The sequence below is a fragment of the Peribacillus deserti genome, from assembly GCF_002863585.1.
Taxonomy (GTDB): domain Bacteria; phylum Bacillota; class Bacilli; order Bacillales; family DSM-1321; genus Paraperibacillus; species Paraperibacillus deserti_A.
In genome coordinates, this window is the sequence record NZ_PGUY01000052.1 from 1 (window position 1) to 15,858 (window position 15,858).

Consider the following 15,858-nt stretch of genomic DNA (forward strand, 5'->3'; position numbering starts at 1 on the left):
TGATTTATACTCGAGACACAAATCAGCCTTCTGTTATCTAGTTTTGAAAGAACGATGTTCTTTTAAAAAAGATGAAAAAACTCTTGAAAAAATATATCAAATGATGTTATAATAGTTAATGTCGATTGATGAAAAAACTTGTCTGGTAGTTATGGCGAAGAGGCCACACCCGTTCCCATCCCGAACACGGAAGTTAAGCTCTTCAGCGCCGATGGTAGTTGGGGGCTCTCCCCCTGTGAGAGTAGGACGCTGCCAGGCTGGCTTTTTAATAAGTTAGGAAGTTTACCATATTATTCCGCAGTAGCTCAGTGGTAGAGCATTCGGCTGTTAACCGAACGGTCGTAGGTTCGAGTCCTACCTGCGGAGCCATGCTTCCATAGCTCAGCAGGTAGAGCACTTCCATGGTAAGGAAGAGGTCACCGGTTCGAGTCCGGTTGGGAGCTTTTTATTTTGTACAAGTTATCGGCCCCTTGGTCAAGCGGTTAAGACACCGCCCTTTCACGGCGGTAACACGGGTTCGAATCCCGTAGGGGTCACCATATATAAATTGGAGGATTAGCTCAGCTGGGAGAGCATCTGCCTTACAAGCAGAGGGTCGGCGGTTCGATCCCGTCATCCTCCACCATAATTACTTCTTTCGGAGGGGTAGCGAAGTGGCTAAACGCGGCGGACTGTAAATCCGCTCCCTCAGGGTTCGGCGGTTCGAATCCGTCCCCCTCCACCATTTTTTTAATAAAGACTTGTTATATAATCCTGAAATATAGGGGAATATAATAATGTCAAGATGCAGTTAACTATTTCATTAGCGCAGGCTAATTGAGGAAGTTAACCCTTATTATTTAATGGGCTATAGCCAAGCGGTAAGGCAACGGACTTTGACTCCGTCATGCGTTGGTTCGAATCCAGCTAGCCCAGCCATATGAGCCATTAGCTCAGCCGGTAGAGCATCTGACTTTTAATCAGAGGGTCGAAGGTTCGAATCCTTCATGGCTCATCATATATATTTGGCGGAAGTAGTTCAGTGGTAGAATACAACCTTGCCAAGGTTGGGGTCGCGGGTTCGAATCCCGTCTTCCGCTCCACTCTAATTTCGTTATTAAGGGGCCTTAGCTCAGCTGGGAGAGCGCCTGCCTTGCACGCAGGAGGTCAGCGGTTCGATCCCGCTAGGCTCCACCATCTAACTTTTTACTACATACACCATTTATCCTTAAATCTATTAAGATTTAAGGTTTTTTTTGTTGAGAAGACTTTTTGGTACAAGTACCGTAGGGAGAATGAACTAATTAATTTGAGGCTGTGATTTCTTTATTTTAAAGGATTACGTTATTTTATTGAAATGTTATCATCGGTTATGCTTAAAACTTAACATTTTTAGCTTCAAAATCAGCTTTTGACATTTTTTGATTTCATCCAGGAAGTTTATGCTTGGGTTTAAGGAATATATGCTTATGTTTCGAAGTATTATGCTTAAGTTGGGCTACTTTATGCTTAAGTTGTAGAAGATTATGCTTATCTTTGTCACTGCTACGCTGATCATTAAGCTCTTATGCTTATCATTTTGTGAATATGCTTAGGTAATGGAACTTATGCTGATCGGGTGCACTTGACCAGGCCCTTAAAAAAATCTATAAACAAATAGCTTGAACTACAATCTAATCTAATATGACGTCCCCGTTAACATTACTATTTCCCGTGAATTTTATTTATAACAGCTAAATGATACTGCTATATGAAAACGCATACTTATACATTTTTTTGTCGAGTTGAGTCATTCCTTTTTTACTTATAAAATAAATAGAGAATAGAGATTAGAGGGGTAGAGGAGGAAACTATATGAAAAAGATATCATTGGTTGGGGTGCCGATGGACCTTGGGCAGACTCGCCGCGGGGTTGACATGGGGCCGAGCGCCATACGCTATGCGGGTGTAATCGAACGTTTAGAGCATTTGAAATATGATGTGGAAGATAATGGGGACATTATAATTGGGCGGGCAGAACGTCTGCATAATCCCAATGAGAGACTAAAGAACCTGAAGCTTGTAGCAGAAGGTAATGAAAAGCTGGCTGAAAAGGTCGATAATATCTTGGAAAATGGGGATTTTCCTTTAGTGCTTGGCGGAGACCACAGTATCGCTATCGGTACGCTCGCCGGCGTAGCCAAGCATTATAAAAACTTAGGGGTTATTTGGTATGATGCCCATGGAGATTTAAATACAGAAGAAACGTCTCCTTCGGGTAATATTCATGGTACGCCACTTGCAGCCAGTCTGGGTTTTGGAAACCCGGTCCTCACTAATCTGCATGGTTATAGCCCTAAGATTAAGCCAGAGAATGTAGTGGTAATCGGAGCAAGAGCCTTAGATGATGGTGAAAAGGAATTAATTAAAGAGCAGGGCATTAAAGTATATACCATGCATGAAATTGATCGACTAGGAATGGCCAGGGTCATGGAAGAAGCAATAGACTATTTAAAAGAAAAAACAGATGGTGTGCACTTATCACTAGATCTGGACGGACTGGATCCGATAGATGCACCAGGCGTCGGTACACCAGTCATGGGTGGAATTTCTTACAGGGAAAGCCATCTTGCCATGGAAATGCTTGCTGAATCTGAGCTTATCACTTCAGCTGAATTCGTAGAAGTAAATCCAATCTTAGATGAACGCAATAGAACGGCAAAAGTAGCAGTTGCATTAATGGGATCATTATTTGGTGAAAAATTAGCATAGTGAAAAGAGGAAAGCGGTGCCCCTTCAAGCTGATTCAGAACCCTATGATTTTTCGATAGGATTATGAATAGATATTTTATAGGAGGCAGAGATCCGATAAAGAAGACTTGCTGATTGGCGAGCGCTAGCGAAGACAGAAGCTTAGTCGCACTTATGCGTCAGACAAGCATAAGACGAGAAGGAAACGGGAAGCGATTTTCTTTCCATAGAAGGTTGGCTTATGACTCGAGGATCTAAAGACTTGCAGCTGGATATAGGTAAAGCTCACCATTTTACTGTGATTTCCTCCACAAATAAAAGACACATCTTTGATATAATAAAAAAAGAACAGTAACCCAAATGGGTTACTGTTTTCTTGTCATCAATATATATTTATGTATGAGAGTATCTAATTGTGTACTTGCTTCAACTACGTTATGATCTATCATAGAGGCGCGGGAAGCTAAATTCACCATTCTCGCACGGCATTTTTCAATATCATTTAACAGCTCTTTCATTTCGATCGTCATCGTAATAACCAACCTTCCCCTTTAGCATCTTCTAATTTGTTCCCGGTTTTTAGATATAATAAACCATATATTGTAAATCTTTGTTAAAATAAACATATAAATTTTTGAAACCTTTCAGCTTGCGATTCGTAGAAATCGTATAGCCGCATAGCGGGGGTAATATAAACAATGGAAGTGCTCATTAAAGAGAAAATTAAGCAGGTATTAAAGGGCAATCAAAATGCTTACAGCTATATTGTAGAGGAGTATAAGGAAAAAGTCTTTTATTTATGCTACCGAATGATTGGGAATAGGCATGAAGCGGAGGATTTAGCCCAAGAGGCTTTTGTAAAGGCCTATGTTAATATTAAAAGCTTCAACTTAAATATGAAATTCTCTACTTGGATTTACAGAATTGCCACGAACTTATGCATAGATAGAATGAGAAAAAAGAAGCCTGATTATTATCTGGATGCTGAAATCGCTGGAACGGATGGGTTAGACATGTATTCCCAAATTGCTTCAGATACAGAAAGCCCGGAAGATGAAGTGGAAAGTATGGAGATGCAGGACACCATTCAGAACGAAATATCGAAGCTTCCAGAAAAGTACCGCTCCGTCATCATTTTGAAGTATATTGAGGATCTATCGCTCAAGGAAATCAGCGATACACTGGATCTTCCAGTAAATACAGTAAAAACTAGAATTCATAGGGGACGAGAAGCTTTAAGGCTTCAGCTTCGTCATTTATAAGGGAAGGTGAATTCCATGGCATGCCCGGAAGAAATAATTGACTATATGCATGATTACCTGGATGAAGAGATCAGCTCCGAGAAGGAACGGTTATTAAAGGAGCATCTTGCATCATGTGAGGATTGCCGTAATTACTTATATGAGCTAAAGAAGGCTGTTTCATTTGTAAAAGTACCGCTGGATCTAAAGGTGTCTTCTGACTTTACCCATAGGGTCATGGCAAGCCTCCCTCAGGAAGACAAGAAGAAAAAAAGGATTAAGGGATGGATGATGGGGCATCCCGTTTTATCAGCTGCAGCCCTTTTCATTGTTTTGATCTCGGGGGCTATATTAACTTCCTGGAATCAGGGAAACGATTTTTCAGTTAACCGACAGTCGAATCTGGTCGTGCAAAATCATACAGTGATCGTGCCTGAGGGCAAAACGGTAAAGGGTGATATACTGGTTAGAAATGGAGACATCAAGATTGAGGGGAAAGTGCAGGGGGATGTCACGGTGATTAATGGAAACCGGTACCTGGCATCAGCTGGAAGTGTAACGGGTGAAATCAAAGAAATTGATCAGGCTTTTGAGTGGTTATGGTACAAAATTAAAACAGGTGTACAGGGTGTTTCTAATTTTTTGACTACTAATAACGGAAAATAAGGGCCATCCTATACGGGATGGCCTTTCATACATAATTTTCTAGTAACACGCAGGATTATCAAGGGGTTATTTAGAGAAAAACATTTGTTTTCATGGTATAATTTCAAGTATTGTGTTAAATCTCAGGTTGCCATACTTAGTGCAGGCTTTTGATGACATACAGTTAGATATATGTTCGATAAGTGAAAGGGAGTCCTTGTCGGATTAAATGACTGGAGGAAAGTAACATGTCTTTATCCCACTTTACCTTCTATGATTATTTTATAAATTTCATTGATATTTTGCTTGTGTGGTTTGTTATTTACAAACTTCTCATGGTGATTAGAGGTACTAAAGCTGTACAGCTTCTTAAAGGGATCTTTGTTATAGTGATTGTTCAGAGCTTAAGTAATTTCCTTGGCCTGAATACACTCGGCTGGTTAATGGAACAAGCTATGACCTGGGGTTTCCTGGCGATCATCATTATTTTTCAGCCTGAACTCAGAAGGGCGCTTGAACAGCTGGGGAGGGGAAAGATCTTTTCCAGGGCCAGCGGGCAGATAGAAGAAGAAGGCCAGGAGCGCCTTGTCGAATCTATTATCAAGGCCACAAATTACATGGCAAAGAGGCGTATTGGTGCTTTAATCTCAGTAGAGAGAGAAACAGGCATGAGTGACTATATTGAAACGGGTATTCCTTTGCACTCCGCCATATCGTCTGAGCTTTTGATTAATATCTTTATTCCTAATACTCCTCTTCATGATGGAGCAGTCATAATCCAGGGCAGCCAGGTTGCAGCGGCTGCATGCTATCTTCCTCTTTCCGAGAGCCCTTTTATATCAAAGGAGCTTGGGACAAGACATAGGGCTGCATTGGGAGTTTCAGAAGTGACAGACAGTATCACAATCATCGTGTCTGAGGAGACAGGCAGTATTTCTTTAACTAAAAATGGAGAGCTTTACCGAAACCTAAATCAAGATGCACTTAAGGATATGTTAAATGTAGAATTAATTGATAAAAATAGGGCTGTATCTCCAACCCTTTGGAATTGGAGGGTGAAGAAAAATGGATAGGTTAATGAAAACACCATGGTTCATAAAAATTATTGCTTTTTCATTGGCCGCTCTTCTGTTTGTATCCATTAATTTTCAACCTGATGCAAAGAAAGGATCCTCGGGTTTTTCTACTACTTCTAAAACTTCAACAGAGACGGTAGAAGGTGTTGAGGTGGATGTATATTACGACAGTGAAAATTTAGTAGTAAAAGGTGTGCCTGAAAAAGTAGATGTAACCTTGAAAGGTCCCAAGAGCATCGTTCTGTCGGCAAAGAATCAAAGAGACTTTAAAGTCAGTGTCGATCTTGCGGATGCTGTGATCGGCGAGCAAAAGGTCCCGATCCAGGTTGAGAATCTTTCGGATAAGCTTACTGCAGTCGTAAAGCCTAATCAGGCAACTGTGACAGTTCAGGAAAAAATCACAAAGGAATATTCCGTTCTTCCGCAATATAACGAAAATCTTTTGGAGGATGGATATACTGCAGGTGTCCCGACTGCTGATCCCGAACGAGTCAGGATCACTGGAGCGAAGGATATCATGGAGCAAATTTCGATTGTGAGGGCTTCAATTGAACTGGAACAAGGCGTAAACGAAACCGTGGAAAGAAGAGCTAAAGTAAGGGCGTTAGATAAAAACCTTAATAATCTAGATGTATCGATCGAACCTTCGTCGGTTGATGTAAGGATCCCGATCCAGCTTCCTTCTAAGAAGGTTTCCGTAATTCCTTATCAGACAGGAAAACTACAGGATGGGGTTGACATACAGTCGATTAACATTAATCCGCGGGAAATCATTCTTTATGGTAAGGAGTCTGAATTAAATAAAATACAAAATATCAGGGTGCCCGTCAATGTAAACAATATTGACAGCTCCACCAATTTTGAGCATAATATCCAGCTGCCGGAGGGTATATACAGGGCTTCCGACGAAAAAGTGAGTGTCTCGGTAAAAGCCGGGAAACAAAAAGAAGAACTCAAAGACGAAAAGGAAGAGCAAGAAGCAGCGGCGGAACAAATTTCAAAAACGTTCAGCAATATTGAAATTATTCCTGCAGGCCTGCCAGAAGACTACGACTTAACGTTTGTTACTCCTTCTAACGGGTCTCTGAATATTACTGTAACCGGTCCGCCTGAAAAAATTAAGGCATTAACGGAGTCGGATATCCAGCTTTCCATAGATGCAAGCAAGCTTCCAGAGGGACGCAGCGAAACGGCAGTACTTACAAATCTGCCTGATGATCTTTCATGGAAAACTCCATACGAAAAAGCGGCAGTTGATCTGGTTAAGAAGGAAGCAGAATGAGAAATGAATCGTTTGAAACATATAAAAAGGGAGCGATATGCAATGGGTAAATATTTTGGCACAGACGGAGTCCGCGGGGTAGCAAATACAGAATTAACTCCGGAGCTTGCGTTTAAGCTTGGCCGATTCGGCGGGTATGTTCTAACAAAGGACACTAGCCGTCCAAAGGTTTTAATCGGCCGGGATACTCGTATTTCTGGTGAAATGCTTGAAAGTGCTCTGATAGCTGGTTTGCTGTCAATAGGTGCAGAGGTAATGAGATTAGGAGTTATTTCTACTCCGGGAGTATCTTACCTGACAAAAGCACAGGGTGCACAGGCGGGAGTCATGATTTCAGCTTCACATAACCCTGTAGCGGATAACGGCATTAAGTTTTTCGGACCAGATGGTTTTAAGCTTTCCGATGAGCAGGAAAATGAAATTGAAAGTCTGATGGATATGGATACTGACCATCTGCCCCGCCCGGTTGGAGCAGATCTTGGTACCGTTAATGATTACTTTGAAGGCTGCCAAAAATATATTCAATACTTAAAGCAGACAGTTGACGAGGACTTCTCAAACATTCATGTGGCTCTGGACTGTGCTCACGGCGCGACATCTTCGCTTGCTGCGCATTTATTTGCTGATCTGGAAGCTGACATATCGACTATGGGAGCTTCTCCTGACGGATTGAATATTAATGAGGGTGTCGGTTCTACACATCCTGAGGCATTGTCTGCATTCCTAAAAGAAAAAGGAGCAGATGTGGGGCTTGCCTTTGATGGAGATGGAGACCGATTAATAGCTATCGATGAAAATGGAAACATCGTTGATGGCGACCAGATCATGTATATCTGTGCGAAATACCTGAATGAGCAGGGGCGGCTTAAGCACTCAACTGTCGTTTCTACGGTTATGAGCAACCTTGGTTTTTACAAAGGTCTTCAGGAAAATGGCATTCAAAGTGCACAAACCGCAGTAGGTGACCGTTATGTTGTTGAAGAAATGAAAAGGGGCGGCTATAATCTTGGCGGCGAACAGTCCGGCCACATTATATTTCTTGACTTCAATGCCACTGGGGATGGGCTTCTTTCAGGGGTACAGCTTGTCAATATCATGAAAGCTACAAAGAAATCACTTTCAGAGTTAGCTGGTGAAATGGTGAAGTTTCCACAAAAGCTGGTTAATATAAAAGTGACAGATAAACATGGAGTTACAGCTAATCCAAAGGTTCAAGAAATCATTCAGCAGGTTGAACGAGAAATGAACGGCGATGGACGTATCCTCGTACGCCCTTCAGGTACAGAGCCATTAGTCCGTGTTATGGCAGAAGCTCCTACAGAAGAGCAGTGCAATGATTATGTTCAAAGAATTGCAGAAGTAGTCCAAGCGGAAATGGGTCTGTAAAATAAGGTGTTTAATATATGCATAAGAGGAACGCTCTCTTCCTCTTATGCATATTTTTATAGAGTGAGCCAGGTTTTTAAGCTGTTTTATAAGGGTAAAGACCATGAGTGTTATCAAGTGAGTACGAAAAATGATTGACGAGAGTTCAATATTAGGATATGATTATCATGTTTTTCGCTTAAAGCGTAAAATCAGAAAAGACTAGAAAGGTGGATCGTGAAGAGCATCAACCAAAAGCGCCAGGACTAAGCGGGACGACAAGGCTTAGTTGACGAGGTGGAGGATTATCGATTTTTCGGCGGGTACCTCCCGGTTGCCTGTACACAACCGCAATTTTTCTCTTAAAACAAAGGGGTAACTCTTTGAACAAAGGGGGAAGAGCTGTACAGCTAAAAATATAAGATTCAGAGATAAGGGGGCAAGACAGGCCCCCGGTCATCTTGCCTCCTTACTCTAAGGAGGAAATTTATAATGTGCGGAATTGTTGGATATATTGGAAATCAGGATTCAAAAGAAATCCTTTTAAAAGGATTAGAAAAGCTTGAATATAGAGGCTATGACTCTGCGGGTATTGCTGTTAGAGGAAATGAACAAATTCACGTGTTTAAAGAAAAAGGCCGCATTGCCGACCTGCGTGCAATTGTTGATGAATCAGTTTCAGCTCATACAGGCATAGGCCATACTAGATGGGCAACCCACGGCGTTCCAAGCCAGGTGAATGCGCACCCGCATCAGAGTACTTCTGGCCGTTTTACATTGGTTCATAACGGTGTAATTGAGAACTATTCCATTCTAAAACGTGAATATCTAGAAGGCACAGAGTTCATCAGTGAAACGGACACAGAAGTAATCGTTCAGCTAATTGAGAAATTTGCCAATGAGGGAATGGAGACGGAAGAGGCATTCCGCCAGACTCTTACTTTATTAAAAGGTTCTTACGCTCTTGCGCTTTTAGATGAAAAGGTTTCTGACACGATTTTTGTTGCGAAAAACAAAAGTCCGCTGTTAGTAGGTGTAGGAACAGACTTTAATGTCGTGGCTAGTGATGCAATGGCGATGCTGCAAGTGACCGATCAATATGTTGAGCTTATGGATAAGGAAATGGTTATTGTTACGAAAGAGCAGGTAACGATTAAAACTCTTGAGGGAACAGTAGTGGAACGCAAGCCTTACACAGCCGAGCTTGATGCGAGCGATATTGAAAAAGGAACATATCCGCACTACATGCTGAAAGAGACAGATGAACAGCCTTTAGTCATCAGAAAAATTATTCAGAAGTATCAAGATGAAGAAGGAAATCTGACCATCGATCAAGAAATCGTTGATGCTGTTAAATCTTCAGACCGTATTTACATTGTTGCCTGCGGTACCAGCTACCATGCAGGACTTGTCGGCAAGCAGCTGATCGAAAGAATGGCAGGGATTCCTGTAGAGGTTCATGTAGCTTCTGAATTTGGCTATAACATGCCGCTTCTTCCTGAAAAACCGTTGTTCATCTTTATCTCTCAAAGCGGAGAAACGGCAGACAGCCGTGCTGTTCTTGTAGCAGTTAAAGAGCTTGGCCATAAGGCGCTGACAATCACGAATGTTCCTGGTTCTACATTATCCCGTGAGGCGGACTACACTCTTCTGCTTCATGCAGGGCCGGAAATTGCGGTAGCTTCCACCAAAGCATATACAGCACAGATTGCAGTATTATCAATCTTAGCGGACGTTGTTGCAAAGACACGCGGCAGAGCAGATAACCTCAATCTTGTGAAGGAGCTTGGTATTGTAGCGAATGCGATGGAAGTCCTTTGTGATTCTAAGGAAGAATTTGATTTCATAGCCCGCGAGTATCTTTCATTCACACGCAACTGCTTCTTTATCGGCCGCGGCTTGGATTACTATGTAGGACTTGAAGGAGCTCTTAAGCTAAAAGAGATCTCCTATATCCAGGCTGAAGGATTTGCCGGCGGTGAATTGAAGCACGGAACGATCGCCCTGATTGAAGAGGGCACTCCTGTAATAGCACTTGCTACACAGGAAAATGTAAACTTGAGCATCCGCGGCAACGTAAAAGAAGTATCAGCACGCGGGGCGAATCCATGCATTATTTCCATGAAAGGACTGGATATGGAAGAAGACCGCTTCGTCATTCCAGCTGTTCATGAATTATTAACTCCTCTTGTCTCTGTAGTGCCAATGCAGCTTATTGCTTATTATGCAGCCCTTCATCGTGACTGTGATGTAGATAAGCCAAGAAATCTCGCTAAATCGGTTACTGTGGAATAAGAGAACTCATTAAAAATTTATATTAATGTCACCCCCAGGGAAATCCCTGGGGGATTTTTTTTCTTTGTAGGATTAATTAATATAGTTCGAACAGTGAAGCCTGCCTCAAAATTTAACTAAACGAACTTTAGAGTTATTTGAAAATGGAAGGAGGTTCTTTCTGGAAGAGGGAATTGATTGGGGAATTGTAACGCAATGAGGAATGCCAGATATATGTATATCAAATATAGAGTAGATGTATGAAGCAAGGTACTTAGATACTAGGCCTAATGTAGATGAAGAGTTTGTTTCACTCATTAAGGAGGACCTTTTTAAAAACGCCTGTGGTACAGGGGGCTTTTTAACATCTACTTTAAATGCACTGAATAAACAAGTTGGTAACTCTCTTAAAAATAGAGGAATCTATAGCAAGTCTGTGTATGGTATTGAAAAGAAATCCTTGCCGCATATGCTGTGTGTGACCGATATGCTAATTCATGATATTGATAATCCTAATATCCTTCACGGGAATGCATTAGAAAGTGATTATAAAGAGCTTCGTAAAATGGAGCCTTTTGATGTGATTTATTGATTTAGAAGTACTTCGCAAAGCCCGGGACCCACTTGCGATATTAAATTGTGGAAACCATGAGGCGGATTGAGATTGTTCGTATAGGTTGGCTAATTACTGGTTCTGTTATCACATAATTGAGGATGAAATCAATCATCGCGACTCTTAAAGAAACGGATAAAACAGAGATAATAGGAATGAAGAAAACGATCTGTGTGCCTCTGTGCATACAATGATAAAAGGCAGCATAATTGCTGCCTTTTTCGAATCGTAATGCTTCCCTTGGAACTCCCGGATTCTAGCAATCTTATTTACTTGCAAAAATACTATTGGATAGGAAACGGAAGCTGTAGCTTGGATGTGCTTTGTTTGTTAGGTCGTTTGCAAATAACGTGATATTGCCTTTTGTAATGGCAATGGTCTGGCCCTTCAGTGCTTCGTGTTTTGGCCACCAGCCGGAGACGAAGTACCCTGGGTATGTGCTCACTTTGGCAAGAACCGTAGCACCCGCAGGAACTGAACTGATATAGGAACCTGTTGCAATATAAAGTTTCTCTTGTTTGCTGTAGCCGGAGGTGAGCAGAGTGTTTGCTGCCACATCTGACCAGAGCAAGCCTTCATGGGAAGCACGGGAGCCTGTAGTTGTTGCAAAATTAAAGCCAGGCAGCAATTCGGATTTTTTCACAAAGTTCAATGCCGAGTAGCCAATGCCGATATAGTCTTTCCCTTTGGCGATTACTGCTTTATCGGCAGTTCCTGCATCATCGACAATAACATCTGCGCTTTCTGCATCATTCACCAGGGTAAAGCCAAGAGAATTCAAGACAAACTTTGTCTGGCCGCTTCCTGTGTTAAAGACTTTTGTTTTCACCAGTTTTTTTGTTTTTCCCTTAAGGTCATAGCCGGTAACATCGAGGTAGTATTTATTTTGTACGAGCGCGAGAACGTTCTTTTTCACAATGAAATCCCCGACGCTGTACCCTTTTCCGCTGGTAGTTGCTTGTTCAACAACTGCGTTGCGGTTTAGGAGGTTATTCACTGCTTTAACTGCTTCGTTGCTGCTGTTTTTAATGACATAGTATTCTGATTTGCCAGCCACAACGGTTTTTGGCACAGTTATTTTATTCACTGGCGTTGTTTTTCCGGCAAAAGCATTCGCCACACGGATTTCTGAGGAAGTGAATCCGCGCAGGTCAGGGAAGTTATTGACAGTTTCCGAGTACATCTCTTCCCATGCTGAAAGGTCCTCCCCTTTAAATAGAAGGGCGTTTGCAAAGCCGCGGTAGCCCTGATGCATATTGACGACATAGGTGCCAGCTGGATAGGTCACTTTACCAACCTTTGCTGCTGTTTTCAATTGTTCTACTTTAATGCCATTGCGAAGCATGTATTCTACCATTTTGTGGGCTTCGTAAACGTTTTTCTGTAAGTCTTTTATTGCAGGGATGACATAGTATTCAGGGAAAAAGTTCGCGTTGTTCCCGCGCGGACGGCCTATACTTTCCCCCGATGGATTTACCATCCACTCATCAACTGCCCGGTCATCTTCATTGAGCACTCCGCGTGCATAGACTTCCAGCTGGTTGCGGAAAAGCGTCACTTTGTTGTCTGAGGCATACTTTACGGCAGCCAACCCAGTATGAATCAATGCTTTGTATGACTCAGCATTCAAATCTGGAATTTCTACCGTATGGCCCATCGTCCCATGGAACATCGCAAACGTAGATGTATAGGAAGGTGTAGCGTCATCAAATTTGTTTGGCCAATCCTGCAGCGGAATCAGATAGCTGTCATACTTTGTGTTGGCTATTCCGGCTTTTCCCATTTCGTTTGCATTGGCAATCATTCCATCCATTAACAAATCATACTCATAGTTTGGATTGTGTGGTGGTGTACAAGGTTCAATCACGAATTCCTTATAAAACCCGTGGAAATCAATTAACGAGATTGGATTCCACTTTGCGAGGCCTTTTGCCAGGGTTTGAGTTTCTATCTGAGTCTGGTATGTATTGTCCCGGTTCAGGTCGAAATCATTGGCGTTCCGGCGTGTATTGTAAAAACGTCCATCCGGATTTTGTGTAAAATTAAAAAGCAGGATGACATTATCAAGCGCTTTATCCACATTCAAGGTAACCGTCTTTTCGCGGCCTTGTTCGTCTGTTGTTTTATAGGTAGCGGAATCTTTTGTTGCAATGGTGCGGTATAGATCAACAATCGCATCGACACCCGGTGATTCATCGGGATGGATGTTATTGATCCAAACAGGAACCTTGAAATCTTTTAGTTTGCCGCTTGCCAGCTTTTTCTTCATTTCAAGCGGGTTGCTGACTTTTTGCTGAGCCTGTTCCTTTAAGTAAGTGTCCACGGCAGCTTTATTTTTGGCAACAACCACAAAATGCATCGGACGGCCTTCTACAGAAGCCCCGAGCGGTTCGTATGATACATATCGCCCTTTTTTCGCATCTTTATGGATTTGGTTAAGTGCCGGTTTGATTTCATCCCAGCGCAAGTATTCATCGTAAACGTTTAGTTTTAATGCAGTCTTGGCCTCTTTATTTGTATCTGCAGCTTTTACTGCAAGGTCATAATTTCCTATCAATGCCGGATACAGAACGCGCAGGTTGCGGGGTGAAACATCGTTCGTACCATAAAGCAAATCAAAATGAAGGGTTGCTTTGATTTGGGTCGTATTGTTTACAAATGCAGGAGTTTCTTTAAAGGTTATGTATGATTCTCCTGTATAGGCTTTTGCATCCGCATTCCATTTCTTCCACTCGCCGAGCGGCTTGTTCCCGAATGTCCATTGCAGCTTACTCAAATCGGGAGCATACCCAAGATCAAAGGTCACCTCGATATCACGGGCCTCTGTCATAGAGATTTTGCTGTTGCTGACATTTAAAACGCCTGTTTCCGACACCTTCACAGGTGCTTTTGTTACCGCGGCTGCAGCCGCCTCAAGCGGCACTACCGGCAGAAGCAAAGAAAAGCTCAGTAAAAAGGTAAGAAAAACCGAAAGACCCTTCTTGTTCATTTACCATTCCTCCTAATTTATCTAAATTTTCTGAATACGAAACATATTTTAGCATATTGCTAGTCTGTTAGAAAGCATTAAGATACATATTTATGTATAAATATTTCGTAAGTAATAGAGGGTTGAAAATAAGGTAAGAGATTAAAAGTTATGAATGAAGAATAAATAAATCTAAGAAAAAAAGACCAGGATGGAGCAAACAGAAATTTGTTATCCTGGTCTTTTTTCAGCTATTAGAGCACGTTTTGCAAAACAATATTGCTGATAAACAACAGGGCAACCACATAAAGAGCCGGATGGATTTCTTTGCCTTTGCCCATCAGGAGTTTTAACAGCGGGTATAAGATAAATCCGACGGCCATTCCGTCCGCAATGCTGTAGGTTAACGGAATGAGGACAATGATCAGAAGTGCTGGAAAGCTTTCTGATAAATCATCCTTTGAAAGATGGGCGATGTTTTGCAGCATCAGCACTCCGATTAAAATCAAAATAGGGGAACCGCGCTGGGCGGAACCACTTTGATGACTGGGATAAATAAGAATGACGCAAGCAGCATCACGCCTGTAACGATGCTGGTTAATCCAGTACGGCCACCAGCAGTAATGCCTGCTTCCATCGGAATCCCCGCGATGGTCAGGATTGTGGCATTCACTTTACACAGACAATCCACTGAAGAATTACTAAGGGATTGGTAGCGACGAATTACGGTATTCAGAAGACAGCAGTTTAACGACAAAATTAGTTATCCTGAAAACGGAATGTGATAGCTGTAGTTATACAATTTGACAATTATTAATTATAAAAAGGATGGAATTAATACTCTTTTTACGACAGGATTAAGTACTCCTCACAAATAGTAGACAAAGGGAATCAATTAACAGATGATAGAGGGGCGACAAATAGAGAAGCAACGATGAGGATAAAAGGATATTTATAAGATCAATGGAGGAACAAAATGATAAAAGCGGTTGTTTTCGACTTTGACGGTTTAATTATTGATACCGAATCCGTATGGTTTGAGGTGATGGCAGAGCTTTTCAAGGAGCATGGCCATGAACTTCCATTGGAGGTGTGGGAACGATGTGTGGGGACAGGTGATGATGAGCTGTATGATTATTTAGAGACATCTGTGAACAGACCTATTGATCGTGCCGCACTGCACCAGTGGGGCAAGAATAAGCATGAAGTGCTTATGGAAGGCAGAACCATCCGGCCAGGAGTAGCGGCTTACCTGGAGGCTGCAAGAAACCAGGGCCTCAAGATTGGTCTTGCTTCCAGTTCAACACGAAAATGGGTGAATGGTTTCCTGAAGAAGTTTGACTTATATCCATTTTTTGATTGTATACGGACGGCAGATGACGTGAAAAATGTGAAACCGGATCCTGAACTTTATCTTGAAGCCTGTAAATGCCTTGGAGTTGCACCGCAGGAAGCCATTGCATTTGAGGATTCCCCAAATGGCACCAGAGCTGCAAAAGCTGCAGGTCTTTTGTGTGTGATTGTCCCCAATGACATAACGAAGAGGATGGCCTTCCATGCGTTTGATTTGCGGTTAGAGTCAATGGCTGAGAGAGAATTTCTTGATTTGCTTGATGAATGTAGAGTATTGAAATAGGATACACTAAGAAGGCTGCCTGGGGAAACAGGCAGCCTTCATCCATTTT

General features: G+C 42.1%; 13 protein-coding genes, 9 tRNA genes and 1 rRNA gene. 20 read left to right on the forward strand and 3 right to left on the reverse strand.

Annotation, left to right across the window (positions count from 1 at the left end):
- Window positions 1–141: 141 nt before the first annotated feature.
- From rrf to rocF, 11 genes are all read left to right on the forward strand, one after another.
- Window positions 142–258, forward strand: a 5S ribosomal RNA gene (gene rrf, locus CUU66_RS16665).
- A 36-nt stretch (window positions 259–294) separates the two neighbouring features.
- A tRNA-Asn gene (locus tag CUU66_RS16670) sits at window positions 295–369 on the forward strand.
- Between the two features lies 1 nt (window position 370).
- Window positions 371–443: transfer RNA gene (locus tag CUU66_RS16675), tRNA-Thr, on the forward strand.
- A 21-nt stretch (window positions 444–464) separates the two neighbouring features.
- Window positions 465–539 (forward strand) — tRNA-Glu (locus CUU66_RS16680).
- Between the two features lie 10 nt (window positions 540–549).
- Window positions 550–625 (forward strand) — tRNA-Val (locus tag CUU66_RS16685).
- A gap of 14 nt (window positions 626–639) precedes the next feature.
- Window positions 640–724, forward strand: a tRNA-Tyr gene (locus CUU66_RS16690).
- A gap of 119 nt (window positions 725–843) precedes the next feature.
- A tRNA-Gln gene (locus CUU66_RS16695) sits at window positions 844–918 on the forward strand.
- 3 nt (window positions 919–921) lie between these two features.
- Window positions 922–994, forward strand: a tRNA-Lys gene (locus CUU66_RS16700).
- 13 nt (window positions 995–1,007) lie between these two features.
- Window positions 1,008–1,082, forward strand: a tRNA-Gly gene (locus tag CUU66_RS16705).
- A gap of 18 nt (window positions 1,083–1,100) precedes the next feature.
- Window positions 1,101–1,176 (forward strand) — tRNA-Ala (locus CUU66_RS16710).
- Window positions 1,177–1,833: 657 nt separating this feature from the next.
- Window positions 1,834–2,730 (forward strand): arginase, encoded by an 897-nt coding sequence (rocF, locus tag CUU66_RS16715; RefSeq protein ID WP_101644214.1) that lies wholly within the window; start codon window positions 1,834–1,836, stop codon window positions 2,728–2,730.
- A gap of 344 nt (window positions 2,731–3,074) precedes the next feature.
- Here rocF and CUU66_RS16720 read toward each other — a convergent pair whose 3' ends face one another.
- Window positions 3,075–3,239, reverse strand: coding sequence for an aspartyl-phosphate phosphatase Spo0E family protein (locus CUU66_RS16720; RefSeq protein WP_257968035.1), 165 nt, complete (start codon window positions 3,237–3,239; stop codon window positions 3,075–3,077).
- Window positions 3,240–3,407: 168 nt separating this feature from the next.
- Here CUU66_RS16720 and sigW point away from each other — a divergent pair, with 168 nt between their 5' ends.
- The 7 genes from sigW (at window position 3,408) to CUU66_RS16760 (ending at window position 11,184) form a co-directional block, all read left to right on the forward strand.
- Window positions 3,408–3,971 carry an RNA polymerase sigma factor SigW gene (gene sigW, locus CUU66_RS16725; RefSeq protein ID WP_101644216.1) on the forward strand — a complete coding sequence of 188 codons (564 nt, stop codon included), beginning with the start codon at window positions 3,408–3,410 and terminating at the stop codon, window positions 3,969–3,971.
- 15 nt (window positions 3,972–3,986) lie between these two features.
- The gene (locus CUU66_RS16730; protein WP_101644218.1) at window positions 3,987–4,616 is read left to right on the forward strand and encodes an anti-sigma factor family protein; all 630 of its coding nucleotides are present in this window, start codon (window positions 3,987–3,989) and stop codon (window positions 4,614–4,616) included.
- A gap of 227 nt (window positions 4,617–4,843) precedes the next feature.
- Complete coding sequence (gene cdaA / locus CUU66_RS16735; protein WP_101644220.1) at window positions 4,844–5,668, forward strand: diadenylate cyclase CdaA; 825 nt, start codon at window positions 4,844–4,846, stop codon at window positions 5,666–5,668.
- Entirely contained in the window at window positions 5,661–6,953 is a 1,293-nt protein-coding gene (locus CUU66_RS16740; protein WP_101644222.1) for a CdaR family protein, read from the forward strand. The genes cdaA and CUU66_RS16740 overlap by 8 nt, the downstream gene beginning before the upstream one ends.
- Window positions 6,954–6,995: 42 nt before the next feature.
- Window positions 6,996–8,339 carry a phosphoglucosamine mutase gene (gene glmM / locus CUU66_RS16745; protein ID WP_101644225.1) on the forward strand — a complete coding sequence of 448 codons (1,344 nt, stop codon included), beginning with the start codon at window positions 6,996–6,998 and terminating at the stop codon, window positions 8,337–8,339.
- 471 nt (window positions 8,340–8,810) lie between these two features.
- Window positions 8,811–10,613 (forward strand): glutamine--fructose-6-phosphate transaminase (isomerizing), encoded by a 1,803-nt coding sequence (gene glmS / locus CUU66_RS16755; protein WP_101644229.1) that lies wholly within the window; start codon window positions 8,811–8,813, stop codon window positions 10,611–10,613.
- Window positions 10,614–10,848: 235 nt separating this feature from the next.
- Complete coding sequence (locus CUU66_RS16760) at window positions 10,849–11,184, forward strand: N-6 DNA methylase (protein ID WP_219622798.1); 336 nt, start codon at window positions 10,849–10,851, stop codon at window positions 11,182–11,184.
- 286 nt (window positions 11,185–11,470) lie between these two features.
- Here the strand turns inward: CUU66_RS16760 and CUU66_RS16765 are convergent, their stop codons facing one another.
- Entirely contained in the window at window positions 11,471–14,194 is a 2,724-nt protein-coding gene (locus CUU66_RS16765) for a M14 family metallopeptidase (RefSeq protein ID WP_101644231.1), read from the reverse strand.
- 233 nt (window positions 14,195–14,427) lie between these two features.
- Window positions 14,428–14,661, reverse strand: a complete 234-nt coding sequence (locus CUU66_RS24970) for a hypothetical protein (RefSeq protein ID WP_257968036.1) — start codon at window positions 14,659–14,661, stop codon at window positions 14,428–14,430.
- A 51-nt stretch (window positions 14,662–14,712) separates the two neighbouring features.
- Between CUU66_RS24970 and CUU66_RS24975 the strand changes: the two genes are divergently transcribed.
- A complete protein-coding gene (locus tag CUU66_RS24975) occupies window positions 14,713–14,889 on the forward strand; it encodes a hypothetical protein (protein ID WP_257968037.1) in 177 nt (58 codons plus the stop codon).
- Between the two features lie 260 nt (window positions 14,890–15,149).
- The gene (locus CUU66_RS16775; protein ID WP_101644233.1) at window positions 15,150–15,809 is read left to right on the forward strand and encodes an HAD family hydrolase; all 660 of its coding nucleotides are present in this window, start codon (window positions 15,150–15,152) and stop codon (window positions 15,807–15,809) included.
- Window positions 15,810–15,858: the final 49 nt, after the last annotated feature.